Annotated in this window: 16 protein-coding genes; 3 read left to right on the top strand and 13 right to left on the bottom strand. The window is 73.1% G+C overall.

What is annotated here, in order from left to right; translation table 11 throughout:
• Window positions 1-9: 9 nt before the first annotated feature.
• The 4 genes from nifV to AC6H2I_RS22905 are packed head-to-tail and all read right to left on the bottom strand — an operon-like array spanning window position 10 to window position 3761.
• Window positions 10-1152, bottom strand: a complete 1143-nt coding sequence (gene nifV, locus AC6H2I_RS22920; RefSeq protein WP_497503070.1) for a homocitrate synthase — start codon at window positions 1150-1152, stop codon at window positions 10-12.
• 53 nt (window positions 1153-1205) lie between these two features.
• Window positions 1206-2408, bottom strand: a complete 1203-nt coding sequence (nifS, locus tag AC6H2I_RS22915; RefSeq protein WP_497503069.1) for a cysteine desulfurase NifS — start codon at window positions 2406-2408, stop codon at window positions 1206-1208.
• A 4-nt stretch (window positions 2409-2412) separates the two neighbouring features.
• A complete protein-coding gene (nifU, locus tag AC6H2I_RS22910; RefSeq protein ID WP_497503068.1) occupies window positions 2413-3333 on the bottom strand; it encodes a Fe-S cluster assembly protein NifU in 921 nt (306 codons plus the stop codon).
• A 44-nt stretch (window positions 3334-3377) separates the two neighbouring features.
• Window positions 3378-3761, bottom strand: coding sequence for a HesB/IscA family protein (locus AC6H2I_RS22905; RefSeq protein ID WP_497503067.1), 384 nt, complete (start codon window positions 3759-3761; stop codon window positions 3378-3380).
• A gap of 257 nt (window positions 3762-4018) precedes the next feature.
• Here AC6H2I_RS22905 and AC6H2I_RS22900 point away from each other — a divergent pair, with 257 nt between their 5' ends.
• Window positions 4019-4522, top strand: a complete 504-nt coding sequence (locus AC6H2I_RS22900) for a hypothetical protein (protein WP_497503066.1) — start codon at window positions 4019-4021, stop codon at window positions 4520-4522.
• 78 nt (window positions 4523-4600) lie between these two features.
• Here AC6H2I_RS22900 and xseA read toward each other — a convergent pair whose 3' ends face one another.
• Window positions 4601-6229 (bottom strand): exodeoxyribonuclease VII large subunit, encoded by a 1629-nt coding sequence (xseA, locus tag AC6H2I_RS22895; RefSeq protein WP_497503065.1) that lies wholly within the window; start codon window positions 6227-6229, stop codon window positions 4601-4603.
• A gap of 56 nt (window positions 6230-6285) precedes the next feature.
• Here xseA and purD point away from each other — a divergent pair, with 56 nt between their 5' ends.
• Entirely contained in the window at window positions 6286-7575 is a 1290-nt protein-coding gene (gene purD / locus AC6H2I_RS22890) for a phosphoribosylamine--glycine ligase (RefSeq protein WP_497503064.1), read from the top strand.
• Between the two features lie 72 nt (window positions 7576-7647).
• On the opposite strand, the gene AC6H2I_RS22885 is transcribed toward purD, so the two are convergent.
• The 7 genes from AC6H2I_RS22885 to AC6H2I_RS22855 form a co-directional block, all read right to left on the bottom strand.
• Window positions 7648-7848, bottom strand: a complete 201-nt coding sequence (locus tag AC6H2I_RS22885) for a hypothetical protein (protein WP_497503063.1) — start codon at window positions 7846-7848, stop codon at window positions 7648-7650.
• A 105-nt stretch (window positions 7849-7953) separates the two neighbouring features.
• Window positions 7954-9276 (bottom strand): four-carbon acid sugar kinase family protein, encoded by a 1323-nt coding sequence (locus tag AC6H2I_RS22880; protein ID WP_497503062.1) that lies wholly within the window; start codon window positions 9274-9276, stop codon window positions 7954-7956.
• Entirely contained in the window at window positions 9273-10547 is a 1275-nt protein-coding gene (locus tag AC6H2I_RS22875) for a RuBisCO large subunit C-terminal-like domain-containing protein (protein WP_497503061.1), read from the bottom strand. The genes AC6H2I_RS22880 and AC6H2I_RS22875 overlap by 4 nt, the downstream gene beginning before the upstream one ends.
• A 7-nt stretch (window positions 10548-10554) precedes the next feature.
• The gene (locus AC6H2I_RS22870) at window positions 10555-11094 is read right to left on the bottom strand and encodes a VOC family protein (protein WP_497503060.1); all 540 of its coding nucleotides are present in this window, start codon (window positions 11092-11094) and stop codon (window positions 10555-10557) included.
• Window positions 11095-11101: 7 nt separating this feature from the next.
• Window positions 11102-12379, bottom strand: coding sequence for a TRAP transporter large permease (locus AC6H2I_RS22865; protein ID WP_497503059.1), 1278 nt, complete (start codon window positions 12377-12379; stop codon window positions 11102-11104).
• Window positions 12376-12918 carry a TRAP transporter small permease gene (locus tag AC6H2I_RS22860; protein WP_497503058.1) on the bottom strand — a complete coding sequence of 181 codons (543 nt, stop codon included), beginning with the start codon at window positions 12916-12918 and terminating at the stop codon, window positions 12376-12378. Before AC6H2I_RS22860 ends, AC6H2I_RS22865 begins: the two co-directional genes overlap by 4 nt.
• A gap of 37 nt (window positions 12919-12955) precedes the next feature.
• Complete coding sequence (locus tag AC6H2I_RS22855; RefSeq protein WP_497503057.1) at window positions 12956-13990, bottom strand: TRAP transporter substrate-binding protein; 1035 nt, start codon at window positions 13988-13990, stop codon at window positions 12956-12958.
• Window positions 13991-14124: 134 nt separating this feature from the next.
• Between AC6H2I_RS22855 and AC6H2I_RS22850 the strand changes: the two genes are divergently transcribed.
• The gene (locus AC6H2I_RS22850) at window positions 14125-15231 is read left to right on the top strand and encodes a LacI family DNA-binding transcriptional regulator (RefSeq protein WP_497503056.1); all 1107 of its coding nucleotides are present in this window, start codon (window positions 14125-14127) and stop codon (window positions 15229-15231) included.
• Here AC6H2I_RS22850 and AC6H2I_RS22845 read toward each other — a convergent pair.
• The gene (locus AC6H2I_RS22845) at window positions 15228-15662 is read right to left on the bottom strand and encodes a nucleoside deaminase (protein ID WP_497503055.1); all 435 of its coding nucleotides are present in this window, start codon (window positions 15660-15662) and stop codon (window positions 15228-15230) included. The genes AC6H2I_RS22850 and AC6H2I_RS22845 overlap by 4 nt on opposite strands.
• Window positions 15663-15786: the final 124 nt, after the last annotated feature.

Here is a 15786-nt window from a genome sequence, read left to right as displayed (position 1 = left end):
TCTCCCCCTTCAGGCGGGAACGGGAACGGCGACGGCGGCGAGGAAGCCGCGCAGCTCGTCCGGCGTCGGTGCGCGTTTGGTACGGGTGGCGAAGGCGCGCACCAGGCCCAGCACCAGGCGCGCCGTGGCGTCATCCACCGGCACGCCGATGCGCTCGCAGGCCAGCTTCACCGCCGCCGTGCCGGAATGCTTGCCCAGCACGATGCGGTGCTCGCGCCCGACCTCGGCGGGGTCGAAGTTCTGGTAGGTGCGGCGGTCGCGCAGCAGCCCGTCCACGTGGATGCCGGCCTCGTGGGTGAAGACGGCGTCGCCGACGATCGACTTGTTCACCGCGACCGGCCGGTCGGAGGCGGCCTCCACCAGGTCGGAGATGGTGCCCAGCGCCTGGGTGTCGACGCCGGTGTCCCGGCCGTACAGGACCTTCAGGGACATCACCACCTCCTCCAGCGGCGCGTTGCCGGCGCGCTCGCCCAGGCCGTTGACGGTGGTGTTGACGTGGCTGGCCCCGCCCAGCATGGCGGCCAGGGAGTTGGCGGTGGCCAGGCCCAGGTCGTCGTGGGCGTGGATCTCGATCTCGATGTCGCTGGCCCGACGCAGCCGGGCGATGCGGTCGCGCGTCTGGAAGGGGTCGAGCACCCCCAGCGTGTCGGCGAAGCGGAAGCGGCGTGCCCCGGCGAGTTGCGCCACGGTCACCGCGGTGACCAGGAAGTCCATGTCGGCGCGGCTGGAATCCTCGCCGCCGACGGCCACCTCGAAGCCCAGGTCGCGGGCTGCCTTGACCTTGCGCTCGATCTCCGACAGCACCCAGGCGCGGGACCGCCGCAGCTTGCCGGCGATGTGGATGTCGGACATGGGCATGGAGAGGTTGACGAAGCCGACGCCGCGGCACTGCGCGGCGGCGGCGAGGTCGGTCTCGTGCATCCGGCACCACAGCATCAGCCGGCACGCCAGGCCGAGCGATGCCACGGCGCGGATGCCGTCGCGCTCCTCCTCGCCCATGGCGGGGATGCCGACCTCCAGCTCCGGCACCCCGGCGGCGTCCAGCGCGCGGGCGATGGCGATCTTCTCGTCGAGCGAGAAGGCCACGCCGGCGGTCTGCTCGCCGTCACGCAGGGTGGTGTCGTTGATGGTCACGAACCTGGCGGTGGGCATGCAGGGCGACCTCGTTCTGGTCCCCTCTCCCGCAGCGGGAGAGGGGGATGGGCTCACGCGTAGACCGGCTGGAAGGCCTTGGGCGCCGCACCGGCCCCGGCCCAGTAGGGCGAGAGCGCGCGCAGGCGGGCGATGATCTCCGGCATCACCCGGATCACCGTGTCGATCTCCGCGTCGGTGGTCTCCCGCGACAGCGAGAACCGGGTCGCCCCGTGGGCCGCGGTGTAGGGCACGCCCATGGCCCGCATGACGTGGCTGGGCTCCAGCGAGCCCGAGGTGCAGGCCGAGCCGGAGGAGGCGGCGATGCCGTGCTCGTTCAGCAGAAGGAGGATGGCCTCGCCCTCGATGTACTCGAACGCCACGTTGCAGGTGTTGGGCAGCCGGTTGTCGGGGTTGCCGGTGACGAAGCAGTTGGGGATCGCCTCCAGCAGGGCGCGTTCCAGGCGATCGCGCATGGCCCGCACCCGGGTGTTCTCGTCGGCCATGTGGTGCAGCGCCAGCTCCGCCGCCGCCCCCATGCCGACGATGCCCGGCGCGTTCTCGGTGCCGGCGCGGCGCGAGCGTTCCTGGTGGCCGCCGCGCAGCAGCGGACGGAACCGCGTGCCGCGCTTGACGTAGAGAGCGCCGATGCCCTTGGGCGCGTGCAGCTTGTGGCCGGACAGCGACAGCAGGTCGATGGCGCTGTCGGCCAGCCGCATCGGCAGCTTGCCCACGGCCTGCACGGCGTCGCTGTGGAACAGGGCGCCCACCGCCTTCGCCTTCACCGCCAGCTCCTCGACCGGGAAGAGGGTGCCGGTCTCGTTGTTGGCCCACATGATGGAGACGATGGCGACGTTCTCCGACAGGGCGGCGTCGTAGGCCTCCAGGTCCAGGTTGCCCTTGCCGTCCACGGGGATGCGGTGGACGGTGAAGCCGCGCTTCTTCTCCAGGTAGTCGCACAGCGACAGCACGGCGGGGTGCTCGACGACGCTGGTGACGATCTCGCGGCGCTTGGGGAACGCCTCGAGGGTCGAGAGGATGGCGGTGCTGTCGCTCTCCGTGCCGCCGGAGGTGAAGACGACCTCGCTGTCGTGGGCGGCGCCCAGCAGCGCCTGCACCTGCTGGCGCGCCCATTCGATCTTGCCGCCGACGGCGCCGCCGAAGCCGTGCATCGACGACGCGTTGCCGAACTGCTCGGTGAAGAGCGGCAGCATCTCCGCCAGGACCAGCGGATCGACGCGGGTGGTGGCGTTGTTGTCGAGATAGATCCCGGTCATGGCGTCACGCCCCCGCCGGCATCAGGGAGGCGGGCTTGACGCGCACGAACTCGCCCAGCTTGTCCACCAGCTTCATCTGCACCCCCATCATGGTGCCGGCCGACTGGGAGCAGCCGGAGCACGCGCCGCTCAGGCGCACGTAGATGTCCTTGCCGTCGATGTCGACCAGCTCCACGTCGCCGCCGTCGCGCTGGATCTGCGGCCGGATCTCCTCGATCGCCATCATGATCGCCTTCATGCGCTGCACGTTGGTCATCCGGCCCGGCGCCTCGGCGGCGGGCGCCTTGGCCTGGAGCGGCTTGATGGCGTCCAGGCCGACCATGGCCTTGGGCGGCCTGGCGCCCATCTCGCGACCGGCCTTGGCCAGCACCTCCTCCAGCACCTCCTCGATCTTCTCGTGGCAGGTCTGGCAGGAGCCGCCGGCCTTGGTGTAGTGGGTCACCTCTTCGAGCGTGGAGAGGGCGTTGACGGTCACCGCCCGCTCGATCATCGCGGCGTCGACCCCGAAGCACTTGCAGACCAGCTCGCCCTCCTCGTGGTCGTCCGCCCACTCCTCCCCCTTGTAGGCGGCGATGGCGGCGTGCAGCGCCTCGGCGCCCATGACCGAGCAGTGCATCTTCTCCGGCGGCAGGCCGCCGAGGTAGTCGGCGATGTCGCGGTTGGTCAGGGACAGCGCGGCGTCCACCGTCCTGCCGATGATCAGCTCGGTCAGCGCCGAGGAGGACGCGATGGCCGACCCGCAGCCGAAGGTCTGGAAGCGCGCGTCCTCGATCACCTCGCTGTCGGGGTTCACCTTCAGCATCAGCTTCAGCGCGTCGCCGCAGGAGATCGACCCCACCTCGCCGACGGCGTTGGCGTCGTCCAGCACGCCGGCGTTCTTCGGGTTGAAGAAGTGTTCCTTGACCTTGTCGGTGTAGTTCCACATGGCTGGCTCTGCCTTTCCCTTGAACGGCGTTTGCGGGTGCTGGCTCAGTGGGCGTGGCTGCCGCAGCCGGCGCCCGCACCCTCGGCGGGCGGCGTCGAGCAGCTGCCGGTCGAGAACGACTTGCCGCACCCGCAGGAGCCGGTGGCGTTGGGGTTGTCGAAGCGGAAGCCCGAGCCCTCGATGCCCTCGACGAAGTCGACCACCACCCCGTCCAGGAAGGGCTGGCTGGCGGCGTCGACGAAGACGGTGACCGGGCCGAACTCCAGCACCGCGTCGGCGTCGCCGGGTTCGGCCTCCAGCCCCATCTGGTACTTCAGTCCGGCGCAACCGCCGTCCGCCACCGCGATGCGCAGTCCCCGGGCGGCCGGGCCGGAGCCCGCCAGCACCCGTTCCAACGTGGCCACCGCCGAGTCCGTCAGGGTCACCATGTCCGCTCTCCTTCCGCTGGTCAGCGTGTCTGCCCAGCCATCAAGCAAGAGGCGGGCCAATCCGGGAAAATGTTCTTTATCAAGACACTGACCCCTCGGTCGGGTGCGGCGGACTGACGCGTTTGCGACAGGGCCGTGTCGGGTTCTCGACAACACCCCCCCCGAGTCGGTGCCGGCCCGCGGATTGCATGGTGCGGTTCGCGCCACACGGACGATGTGGGGTTTGGGCGAGGCCCGACAGAACCGAGGGGGGAGGGATGGACCGACCGATCGAGCTGCGCATTCCCGACGGCCGCATGGCCTTCGGCGACGTGCCGGAGCATGTGGACACGCTGCTGCAGGCGGCGGTGGAGGCGCGCCACGACACGGCGCGGTGCGAGGCGCTGCTGTGGCAGGCGCACCGCGCCGGGCCGCGGGTGCTGCCGGTGTTCTTCGCGCTCTACAAGTTCTATTTCAACCGGGCGCGCCACGCCGAGGCCGAGCGGGTGGCCCTGGTCGCCCTGGACACCGCCGCCGCGCTGGGCGGCTGGCCGGCGGACTGGCGCCGGCTGGAGCCCGCCACCGCCGACTGGCCGGCACCGGGGGCGCCGCGCTTCACCCTGTTCACCCTGAAGGCCCTGGCCTTCATCCGCCTGAAGCGCGGCCGGTTCGCCGAGGCCGACGCCCTGCTGGACACGCTGGCGCGGATCGACCCGGACGACCATGTGGGCTGGACGGTGATCGCCGGCCTGGCCCGCGACGCCGGCGGTCGGGGGGAGTAGCCGGCCCACCGGCCCGCCACGCCGCGCCCTCACCGCTGTTCATGCGCCGTTTTCAGCCCTCTCCCCGTCGCCGTCGGCTCAGAACAGGGTTCCCTGCTGCGGCGGGCGAGACGGCTTGCGGTCCTTGGTCTCCCTGCGCTCCCTGATCGCCGGCGTCTCCGGCGGGGGGGCCGCGGGGGCGCCCTCCACGGTCGCCGCGGCGCGGCCGTCGTGGAAGACCAGGGACACCGCCCGGCCGGGGGTGGCCTCGGTGGCGCTGGTCAGGGCGCGGCCGGCGGCGTCCTCCACCAGGGCGAAGCCGCGGGCCAGCACGCCCTTGTGGGAATAGCTTTCCAGGAGCTGGCCGGCGGTGGCGAAGCGGGCGGTCCGTTCCGCCACCCCCGTGGCGTAGGCACGCTCCAGGCGGGGGCCCAGCTCGCCCAGGCGGCGGGCACCCTCCTCCAGCCGGGTGGTGAGCGGGCGCAGCGCCAGGCGCCCGGCGGTGCGCTCGAACTGGCTGCCGGCCTTGAGCACGGCGTGGCGCAGCGCGGCGTCCAGCGCGCGGGCGTTCAGGGTCAGCGCGTTGCGGGCGTCGCCGAGGCGCTCGCGCGGGTGGCGCAGGCGGGCCGCCGCCTCGGCGCTGCGGGTGCGCCGGCGCTCCAGCAGCGCCGCCATCGCCAGGGACAGCCGCTCGGCGCGGTCGTCCAGGCGCTGGGCGTGGCCCTCCAGCAGGGCGCGCGGATCGCCCAGGCCGCGGGCCAGCCCCTCGACCCGGGTGCGCCGCTCCGCCACCAGGCGGTGGGTGGAGCCGACCATGCGGCGCGCGCAGTCCAGCACCTGGGCCAGCAGCTCGGCCCGCACCGGGACCGCCATCTCCGCCGCCGCCGTGGGGGTCGGGGCGCGGCGGTCGGCGGCGAAGTCGATCAGGGTGGTGTCGGTCTCGTGGCCGACCGCGGAGATCAGCGGGATGGCGCTGGCCGCGGCGGCGCGCACCACCACCTCCTCGTTGAAGGCCATGAGGTCCTCCAGCGAGCCGCCGCCGCGCGCCACGATCAGCAGGTCGGGGCGCGGCACCGGGCCGCCGGCCTGCAGCCGGTTGAAGCCCTCGATGGCGGCGGCCACCTGGGCGGCCGCGGCCTCGCCCTGCACCGCCACCGGCCACAGCAGGACGTGGCGCGGGAAGCGGTCGGCGAGGCGGTGCAGGATGTCGCGGATCACCGCCCCGGTGGGCGAGGTGATGACGCCGATGACCCGGGGCAGGAAGGGCAGGGGCCGCTTGCGCGCCGGATCGAACAGCCCCTCCGCGGCCAGCCGGCGCTTGCGCTCCTCCAGCATCTTCAGCAGCGCGCCCTCGCCGGCCAGCTCCATGGTCTCGATCACGAGCTGGTACTGGGAGCGGCCGGGGTAGGTGGTGACGCGGCCGGTGACGATGACCTCCAGCCCCTCCTCGGGCTTGACCGCCAGCTTGGCGACGGTGCCACGCCAGCACACCGCCTCCATCACCGCGGTGTCGTCCTTGAGGCGCAGGTAGCAGTGGCCCGAGGAGTGGCGCTTGGGCTGGGAGATCTCGCCGCGCACCCGGACGAAGCCGTAGGAGTCCTCGATGGTGCGCTTGAGCGCCCGGGCGAGGTCGCCCACCGAGTATTCGGGCAGATTGCTCCCGGGCCGCGCCGGCTGGGCGACGACGGGGGCCGAGGGCGGGGTGTCGGTATCGGGGTCTTGAGTCATGGCGGCGCCATGATACAAGGCACGCATCCGGCAACAAGCGCGAAGGGTGGGGTGTCATGAAGGTTCTGGTGGTCGGCTCCGGTGGGCGCGAGCACGCCCTGTGCTGGGCGATTTCCGGCTCCACCCTGTGCGACGCCCTCTACTGCGCGCCGGGCAACGCCGGCATCGCCGACGTCGCCACTTGCGTGCCGTTGAAGGCCGATGATGTCGACGGCATTCTCGCCTGGGTCGCCGCCAACGCCATCGACTTCGTGGTCGTCGGGCCGGAGGGGCCGCTGGTGCTGGGGCTGGTCGACCGGCTGACCGCGGCCGGCGTCAAGGCCTTCGGGCCCAGCGCGGCGGCGGCCGCGCTGGAAGGCTCCAAGGGCTTCATGAAGGACGTTCTGGCCAAGTACGGCGTGCCCACGGCGTTCTACGGCCGCTTCACCGACGCCGACGCCGCCAAGGACTACGTCCGCACCCACGGCGCGCCCATCGTGGTCAAGGCCGACGGGCTGGCCGCCGGCAAGGGCGTCACCGTGGCCCGCACCGAGGCGGAGGCCTTCGCCGCCATCGACGAGGCGCTGGTGGGCGGCCGCTTCGGCAACGCCGGGGCGGAGATCGTGGTGGAGGAGTTCCTGGACGGCGAGGAGGTCAGCTTCTTCGCGCTGTGCGACGGCGAGACGGCGCTGCCGCTGGCGTCGGCCCAGGACCACAAGGCGGTGGGCGAGGGCGACACCGGCCCCAACACCGGCGGCATGGGCGCCTATTCCCCGGCCCCGGCGCTGACGCCGGACCTCCAGGAGCGGGTGATGCGCGAGATCGTGCGGCCCACCGTCGCCGGCATGGCGGCCGAGGGGCGGCCCTTCAAGGGCGTGCTGTTCGCCGGGTTGATGATCGTCGACGGCCCGGACGGCACCAGGATTCCGAAGACGTTGGAGTTCAACGTCCGCTTCGGCGACCCGGAGTGCCAGACCCTGATGATGCGCATGAAGTCCGACGCGCTGGCCGCCCTGGTCGCCGCGGCCGATGGCGGGCTGAAGACCTTCGACGTGCGCTGGCGCGACGAGGTGGCGCTGTGCGTGGTCATGGCCGCCAACGGCTACCCCGGCGACCACGCGAGGAACACCGAGATCCGCGGCCTCGCCGCCGCCGGCACGGTGGCGGGGGTGACGGTCTTCCACGCCGGCACCGCCGCCACCGATGACGGCCGGGTGTTGGCCACCGGCGGCCGCGTCCTCGGCGTCACCGCCACCGGCGCCACGGTGGCCGAGGCGCAGACCCGCGCCTACGCGGCGGTGGATCGCCTGGACTGGCCGGGCGGCTTCTGCCGCCGCGACATCGGCTGGCGCGCCGTCGCGCGCTGAGGGGCTGGCGCGCCGTCGCGCGCTGAGGGGCTGGCGCGCCGTCGCGCGCTGAGGGGCTGGCCCGCCGGGCTCTCACCCGCAGGCCGTGCAGGCCGGTGCCGCCGAGGGTCCGACGAAGCGGCGCACGAAGTCGAGCGCCTCGGTCTCGCTCGCCGCGGTGTTGGTCCGGCGGTAGAGCTGCGCCGCCTTGCGCAGCGCGGTCTCGGGGTCGTGCTTGGTCAGGCTCTGCTCATAGGCCTTGATCAGGAAGCAGCCGTCGGCGGTCGCGCACATCGGTCGTCTCATGGTGGTGGACGCGGGGTCGGTGCGGCGACGGTCGGGTGTTCGGCGGTTGCAGGCAACCCCAACAACATTGTGGTCGGGCAGTATTGATCTGGGTCAGGCCGCGCCCGACCAGGCCCGGGCGAAGCGGTCGAACAGGTCGGTCCCGCCCATCTGCCCGCCCTTGAGCATCAGCCACAGCCCGTCGCGCGCCGGCTCGGCGGCCTGGCCGCGGCACACCGCCACCCCGTGGTCCAGCGAGCCGAGATGGTCGAGGCTGGCGAGTCCCAGCCGGCGCACCAGCACGCTGGAGGTGTCGCCCCCGGCGACGCCCAGCGCCCCCACCGGCGCGGCGTTGAGAATGTCGGCAACCAGGTCGGCCAGCCGCCGCGCCAGAATGATCGCGGCGACCCCGTAGGCCCGCTCGGGGTCGAGGTGGGCGAGCACGTGCCGGCCCTGCCCCAGCGCCGCCGCCGCCGCGGCGACGGTGCGCCGCGCCGCGCGGCCGTCGGCGACGGCCTCGGGGGCGACGCACACGCGGTGGAAGCCGGAGGCCGCGGCGACCTGTCCGGCGGTCACCGCGGACCGGCTGCCGGCGACCACCAGGCAGGGGCCGCGCGTGGCCCCGGCGGGCGGCGGGGGGAGCCGGTCGGGGCCGGTCGCCGATGCGCCGGCCAGCGCCTCGGCCACGCTGCTGGCGCCGACCAGCAGGGTCGGCCGGCCGCCGCCGGGATCGAGCCGGCGCAGCGCCGCGCCGAGGGTGGCCAGCTGGGCGGTGGCGGCGACGTCGACCAGGACGCGCCGGCGGCCTCCGGCGAGCAGAGCGGCCAGCCGCGCCGCCAGCGCGTCGGCGTCCTCCGCCATCTCCGTCCACGGCAGCAGGGCGAGGCCGTCCAGGCCCTGAGCGGCGAGGTGCCGGCGCAGGTCGGACTCCGCCATCGGGGTGGTGGGGTGGACGCGCATCACCGGGTGGCGGTCGATGCGGTGCACCACCCCGTCGGACGCCGCGGCGAAGAGGGTGCCGAACAGGCACCAGCGGCGCAGGCTGGGCTGGCCACCGACGACCACCGTCAGCGCCGGCTCCAGCCGGGCCTCCAGGGCGCGCACCGCGGCGCCGATGCTGCCGATCTCGGGCCCGCTGTCGAAGGTGGAGCAGACCTTGTAGTGCACGAAGCGCGGCGCCAGGGCGGCGACGGACGCGCCGAGCGCGCCGAGCTGGTGGGCGATGGAGTCCGGATCCAGCGCGCGCAGCTCGGTCGCCACGCCCACCGCGTCCAGCGGCGTGGCGGCCAGCGCCGCCGGGTCCGGTGCGCCCAGGAACAGCCGGGCGCTGCGCCCCGCCCGGGCCAGGGTCGCCAGGGTGTCGGACGCCCCGGTGAAGTCGTCGCCGACGAAGACGATCTCCGGCGTCCGGTCGGGGCCCGGCCGGGGGCCGGTCATCGCCCGAAGAACTCCAGCGCCGCCTTCAGCGCCGGCCGGGTCGCGGCCTGGGCGGCGAGGTCGCCGCCCGCGGCGGCCACCGCGTAGGCGTCGCGCAGGCTGGCGACGCCGGCCGCCGGCCCGTCGGGATGGGCGAGGATGCCGCCGCCGGCCAGATACATGAAGTCCGCCCCGCCGACCGCCTGCAACGTGCGCGGCAGGGTGCCCGCCCACTGCCCGGACGAGAACACGGGAAGGACGGCGTCGCCGGCGTCGGCCGCGTCCGGGGACAGCGCGGCGAGGCAGCGGCGCGCCGCTGCCTCGACCTCCTCCGCCGGGTCGGAGAACTTGCCGCCGATGCCATGGACGTGCATGTGGTCGACGCCGGCCAGGCGGTAGAGCGTCTGGTAGGCGTCGAAGCCGATGCCCAGGGCGGGGTGGCGGGCGAAGGCGCCGAAGCCGTTGCGGTGGCCGTGCACCGCCAGGGGCGTCCAGCGCCGCAGCGTCTGGGTCGCGGACAGGCCGATCCAGTTGAGGCTGACCATGACGCACGACCCGCCCTCGCGCTCCACCAGGTCGGCGTGGCGCTTCATGGCGTCGGTCTCGTCGGTGATGTTGAAGGCGACCATGACGTCGCGCCCGGTGCGGTCGCGGTGGGCACGCACCGCGGCCATCACCGCCGGCACCCGCGCGTCGAGCGGCGCGTGGTCGGGGTTGGCGCAGATCTCGTCGTCCTTGATGAAGTCGACGCCGGCCTGGCACAGCACCGCCACCAGCTCGGCGATGGCGTCCGACGACAGCCCGACGTTGGGCTTGATGATGGTGCCGAAGAGCGGCCGGCCGTCGACGCCGAGCCGCGCCCGGGTGCCGGCGACGCCGAGCGCCGGCCGGTCGAAGCGCGCCCGCACCGTCTCCGGCACGCTCACCGACACCAGGCGCAGCCCGGTGACCTCGCCCAGGTCGTAGAGATTGCCGGCCACAGTCGCCGCCAGGGTCGGCAGGTTGGCCCCGATGTTGGCGACCGGGTAGGCGATGCGCACCCGGGCGCGCCGCCACGGGCCGGTCGCCCCCTTGCGCGCGAGGTAGGCGCTGGCCAGGCTGGGGGCCGCCAGCGGCTCGATCTCCTCGACCGCCAGCAGCCGGGCGCCGGCGCGCCGGCGCAGCTCGTCGGTCTCTCCGGCGACCCGCACGAAGGTGCCGCAGCTCTGCTCGCCGGCCATGATGCCGGCGACCGTGTCGGGGTCGCAGGGCGTCTCGACCAGATAGGCCGCTTCGATGAAGGGGGCGGTCATCGCCGCCTCACAGGGTCGAGAGGTCGGGGAAGGGCCGCACCGGGTCGGCGCCGTCCCAGCCCTGGGAGGAGTCGCGGATCAGGTCGAACAGGCGCCCCTTGGGACCGACCACCTCCGACAGCTCGATCACCGTGCCGGGATGGGCCTCGCGGTCGAAATAGACGAAGCGGCCCTGGGCGCCGACCTTGCCGCTCATCTTGACGCGGAAGCCCTCGGCCTCCATGCGGGCGCGGTCGGCGTCGAAGCTCTGGGTCCAGTAGGCGACGTGCTGCAGGCCGCGGTGTCCCGCCAGCTTGAAGTCGCGGTACATGGAGGGCGCGTCGTTGCGGGTCTCGATCAGCTCGACCTGGATGAAGCCGCTGTTGGCCAGCGCCACGGCGTTGTGCACCTCGTGGCGCTGGCCGTCGTAGGTGTAGTCCTCGATCGGCACCTTCGGGTTGTAGTACCAGGGGCCGACGCCGATGACCTCGGACCAGTGGGCCATGGCCGCCTCGATGTCGTCGACGACGTAGCCGAGCTGACGGATCTCGCCCAGGAATCTGCTCATGGGGAACCTATTGAACGATGGAGTTGGGGAGCCACGTCGACACCGCCGGCACGGCGGACACGACGAGCAGGGAGAGGAGCAGGGCCACCAGGAAGGGGAGGCATCCCCGGATCACCGCATGGACCCGCATGTCGGCGATGATCGAGACCATGTAGAGGCTCATGCCCAGGGGCGGCGTCAGCAGGCCGATCATCAGGTTGAGGACGAAGACGACGCCGAGCTGCAGCGGATCGACGCCGGCGGAGTGCAGGGCCGGGGCGACGATCGGCGCGATGATCAGGATGGCGGCGATGGATTCCAGCACCATGCCGACCAGCAGCAGCAGGACGTTGACCAGGAACAGCAGGACCAGCGGGTCGTCGGACAGGCCGAGCAGGAAGGCGCCGGCGGTGGCGGGCACCCGGTCGAAGGTCAGCACCCAGGCGAACACCGCCGCGGTGGAGACCACGAAGAGGATGTTGGCGGTGGCCTCCACGGTCTCGCGCAGGCAGTCCCACACGGCGCGCGGGGTCAGGGTGCGGTAGACCGCGAAGCCGATCAGCAGGGCGTAGGCGACGGTGACCCCGGCCACCTCGGTCGGCCCGAAATAGCCGCTGAGCAGGCCGCCGATCAGCAGCGCCGGCGCCAGCAGGGCGGGGACGGAGACCACCGCCTTGCGGGCGATGGCGCCCAGCGACGGCCGGACGTCGTCGCGGGGCAGCCCCTTCACCTTGGCGATCACCGCCACCTGGGCCATCAGGCACGCGGTGATCAGCAGCGCCGGGACGATGCCGGCCAGCAGCAGCTTGACCGCCGAGACGTTGGCGACGCTGGCGTAGATGATGATCGGGATTGACGGCGGGAAGATCGGGCCGATGGTGGCCGCCGCGGCGGTGAGGCCGGCGGCGAACTCCTTGCGGTAGCCCTGGCCGGTCATCTGGCCGATCTGGATCTTGCCCAGCGCCCCGATGTCGGCCAGCGCCGCCCCCGACACGCCGGAGAAGATCAGGCTGACCAGGATGGTGACCTGGGCGACGCCGCCGCGGATGCGGCCGACGATCAGGCGCACCAGGTCGAAGAGGTGGGTGGTGACGCCCTGGGCGTTGAGCAGGCTGGCCGCCAGGATGAACAGCGGCACCGCCAGCAGCGGCGTGGAGTCCAGGGCGTTGACGGCGCGCTGGGCCAGCACGTTGACCGGCAGGCCGAAGGCGACGATGGCGAGGCCGGAGGACAGCCCCAGCGCGACCGCGATCGGTGCGCCGATGACCATCAGGACCACGAAGAGGGCGAGCAGCAGGAGGCTCACGGTCGATCCCCCTGGGCGTGCGCGGCAAGACGTGAGCCGGGGCCGGCGTCGAGCCGGGTGTCGAGGCCGGCCAGCCGGGCCAGCATGACCGCGGCCAGCAGCAGGTAGCCGACCACCACCGGGGCGTAGAACACCCAGTTGGACAGGCCCAGGGCCGGGGTGGTGAAGCGGCCGGCCCGGCCCAGGAAGGATTGGAGGCCATAGAGCGACAGCGCCGCGAAGACCAGCACCGACAGGTCGGCCAGCAGCAGCATGAGCCGGCGCGGCCGCGGCGGCAGCGCCTGGGGCACCAGATCGACCGCCACGTGCTGGCCGCGCAGGGCCAGCAGGGGCACGGTCAGGAACACCGCGGCGATGCCGGCGAGGCGCGCCAGCTCGTCGGCCCACGCCAGGCCGAGGTTGAGCAGGTTGCGCCCCACCACCTGGGCGACCACCAGCGCCGCCAGCAGCGCCAGCAGCACGATCGCCGCCGTCCGGCAGGCGCCGACCGCCGCCCGCAGCGCCCGGCCGGCGCCGCCGTTCGTCCTTGAAGCCACCATGTCCCTGGGTTCCCGTGTCCCTGCCTGCCGCCGCCGATCAGCCGACCGCCTTGATCATCTCGTACAGCTCGCCGTACTTGGCGCCGAAGCGCTGCTGCACCAGCGCGCTGACCGAGGCGCGGAAGGCGTCGACCTCCAGCCCCTCGTCCGGGCCGATCACCGTCATGCCGAGCTGGCGCAACGCCTCGGTGTCCTTGGCCTCGTTCTCCTCGATGGCCTTGGTGGCGCGGTCGCGGATCTCGGCGGCGGCGGCCGTCACCGCCTCCTTGTGGGCCGCGGACAGACCCTGCCAGGCGTCCTCGTTCATCACCACCACCTCGGCGTTGGACATGTGGCCGGTCAGCATCAGGTGGCTCTGCACCTCGTAGAGCTTGACGTTGAGCACGACGTTGACCGGGTTCTCCTGGCCGGCGACGATCCCGGTGGCCAGGGCGGTCGGCACCTCCGACCAGTCCACCGGCACCGGGGCGGCGCCCAGCCCCTCGACCGCCGTGGTGTAGATCGGGAAGGGAACGGCACGGATCTTGACGCCGGCGAGATCGGCCGGCTTGCGCACCGCCATGTTGGCGGTGAGGTTCCGGCGGCCGAAATAGTGGGCGTAGATGACCCGGATGTTGGCGGCCTGGATCAGGCCCTGGTTGAGCGTCGTCATGACCGGCGAGGTGACGTCCATCACCTTCATCAGGTGGTCGACGTCGCGGTAGAGGTAGGGCGTGTCCAGCGCCGCGAACGGCTCGTAGAGCGAGCCGATGCCACCGGCGGTGTTGTGGGAGAAGGCGATGGTGCCCAGCGACACCGCCTCGGCCAGCTCCTTCAGCTTGCCGAGCTGCGACGACGGGAACACCTCCACCGCGAGGTCGCCGCCCGAATGGGCGCCGACCGCCTCGGCGAACCAGTCGGCCTGGGCGCCGGCCACGCTGGCCGGCTCGTTGTTGTGGCCGTAGCGCAGCTTGACCGACGCGGCGCGCGAGCGCCCGGGCAGCATGGCCGCGGCGCCGGCCCCCAACCCCAGGGCCAGCGTGGTGCGGCGGCTCAGGCGATGGCCGGCGGGACCCTTGGACGTGTCGTTCATTCCTTCCCTCCCTTGATGTGTTTTGAGGTATCGTGTGCGAGACGCAGCCATCGTCCCGCCGCCAACAATCAGCTCCGACAACGTTAGGAACAAGAGACCGCGAGATCAAACGGGAAGAGATGATGGATTTTGAGGTGTCATCGGACTCGCCCGGCGGCGCGGGCGGGCGGACGGACGCGCAGCGGGCGCCGCGGTTGAGCGACGTGGCGGATGCCGCGGCGGTGTCGCCGGCCACGGTCGACCGGGTGCTAAACCGTCGCAAGGGGGTGAAGGCGCGCACCGTGCGCCGGGTGCTCGACGCGGCGCTGGACCTCGGCTATCTGGCGCCGGAGGAGCACGCGCGCCTCGCCTGCCCGCCGCCGCCCAACGTGGCGTTCCTGCTGCCCATGGGCACCAACCCCTATCTGCGGCTGCTGGGCGACAAGCTGCGCGCCCTTGCCGCGTCGAAGTCGCGCGACGGGGCGCGCATCCGTTGCTTCTTCATCGAGAGCTTCGACGCCGGGGCGCTGGCCGCGGCGGTGCGCCGCCAGGCGGCCTGGGCCGACGGGATCGTCTTCATGGCCATCGACCATCCCGCGGTGCGCGAGGCGGTGGAGGACGTGGCCGCGGCCGGCCGCCACGTGGTCACCATGGTCTCCGACCTTGCCGATCATGGCCGGGTCGCCTATTTCGGCCTGGACAACCGGGCCGCCGGGCGCACAGCCGGCTTCCTGCTCGGCCGCTTCTGCGGCGGCGCGCCGGGCAGCATCGGGCTGGTCGCCGGCAGTCCCAACTACCGCGCCCATTCCGAGCGCGAGGCCGGTTTCCTCGGCCTGCTGGCCGAGCGTTTCCCCCACCTGCGCCCGGTCGGCACCCGCGAGGGGCACGACGATGCCGACGAGAACTACCGCCACACCATCTCGCTGATCGAGCAGAACCCCGACCTCGTCGGCATCTACAACGTCGGCGGCAGCTCCGCCGGCATCGGCCGGGCCCTGCGCGAGCGCGGCAAGGCCGCCGCGGTCGTCTTCATCGGCCACGGCCTGTCGGGCGACACCCGCCAGTTGCTGATCGAGGGAACGATGGACGCGGTCATCAACTCCGACGCCGACGCCATCCTGGCCGGGGCGCTGGACCTGCTGCACCGCCTCCAGCGCGGCGAGGCGGAGCCGGCCACGGTGGCGGTGCCGCCCGTCAAGATGGACGTGTTCTTCCGCGAGAACCTGCCGTCCGGGTACCGGCGGGGGCAGGGTGGGGGTTAGCGCCGGCCGCTGAAGAAGCCGCGCAACAGCGCCGCCGCCCGCCGCTCCTCGAACCCGCCATAGACCTCGGGGGCGTGGTGGCAGGTGGGCTGGGTGAAGAACCGCGGCCCATGCTCGACGCCGCCGCCCTTGGCGTCGTAGGCGCCGAAATAGACCCGGCGCAGCCGGGCGAAGCTGATGGCGGCGGCGCACAGCGCGCAGGGCTCCAGGGTGACGTGGAGGTCCAGGCCGGGCAGGCGCGGTGAGCCCAGCGCGGCGCAGGCGGCGCGGATCGCCAGCACCTCGGCGTGGGCGGTGGGGTCGCGCAGCTCCTCGGTGCGGTTGCCGGCCCGCGCCAGCACCGCGCCGCTCGCCGGGTCGACGACCACCGCGCCGACCGGCACCTCGCCGCGCGCCGCCGCCGCCTCGGCCTCGGCCAGCGCCAGTTCCATGGGGGATGCCGGTTCCATCGCCGCCCAGCGTGGCGCGCCCGGTGCGCCGCCGTCAAGCGGCGCCGTCCGGGCACAGCGGCGCGCGGCAGCGCGCCCCGTTGATCACCGACCCGTTCGGGGCCAA

This window comes from Azospirillum sp. NS33, from assembly GCF_059703765.1.
Note: the sequence above shows the minus strand (reverse complement) of the source record. Positions and strands in the feature narration are given on the sequence as shown.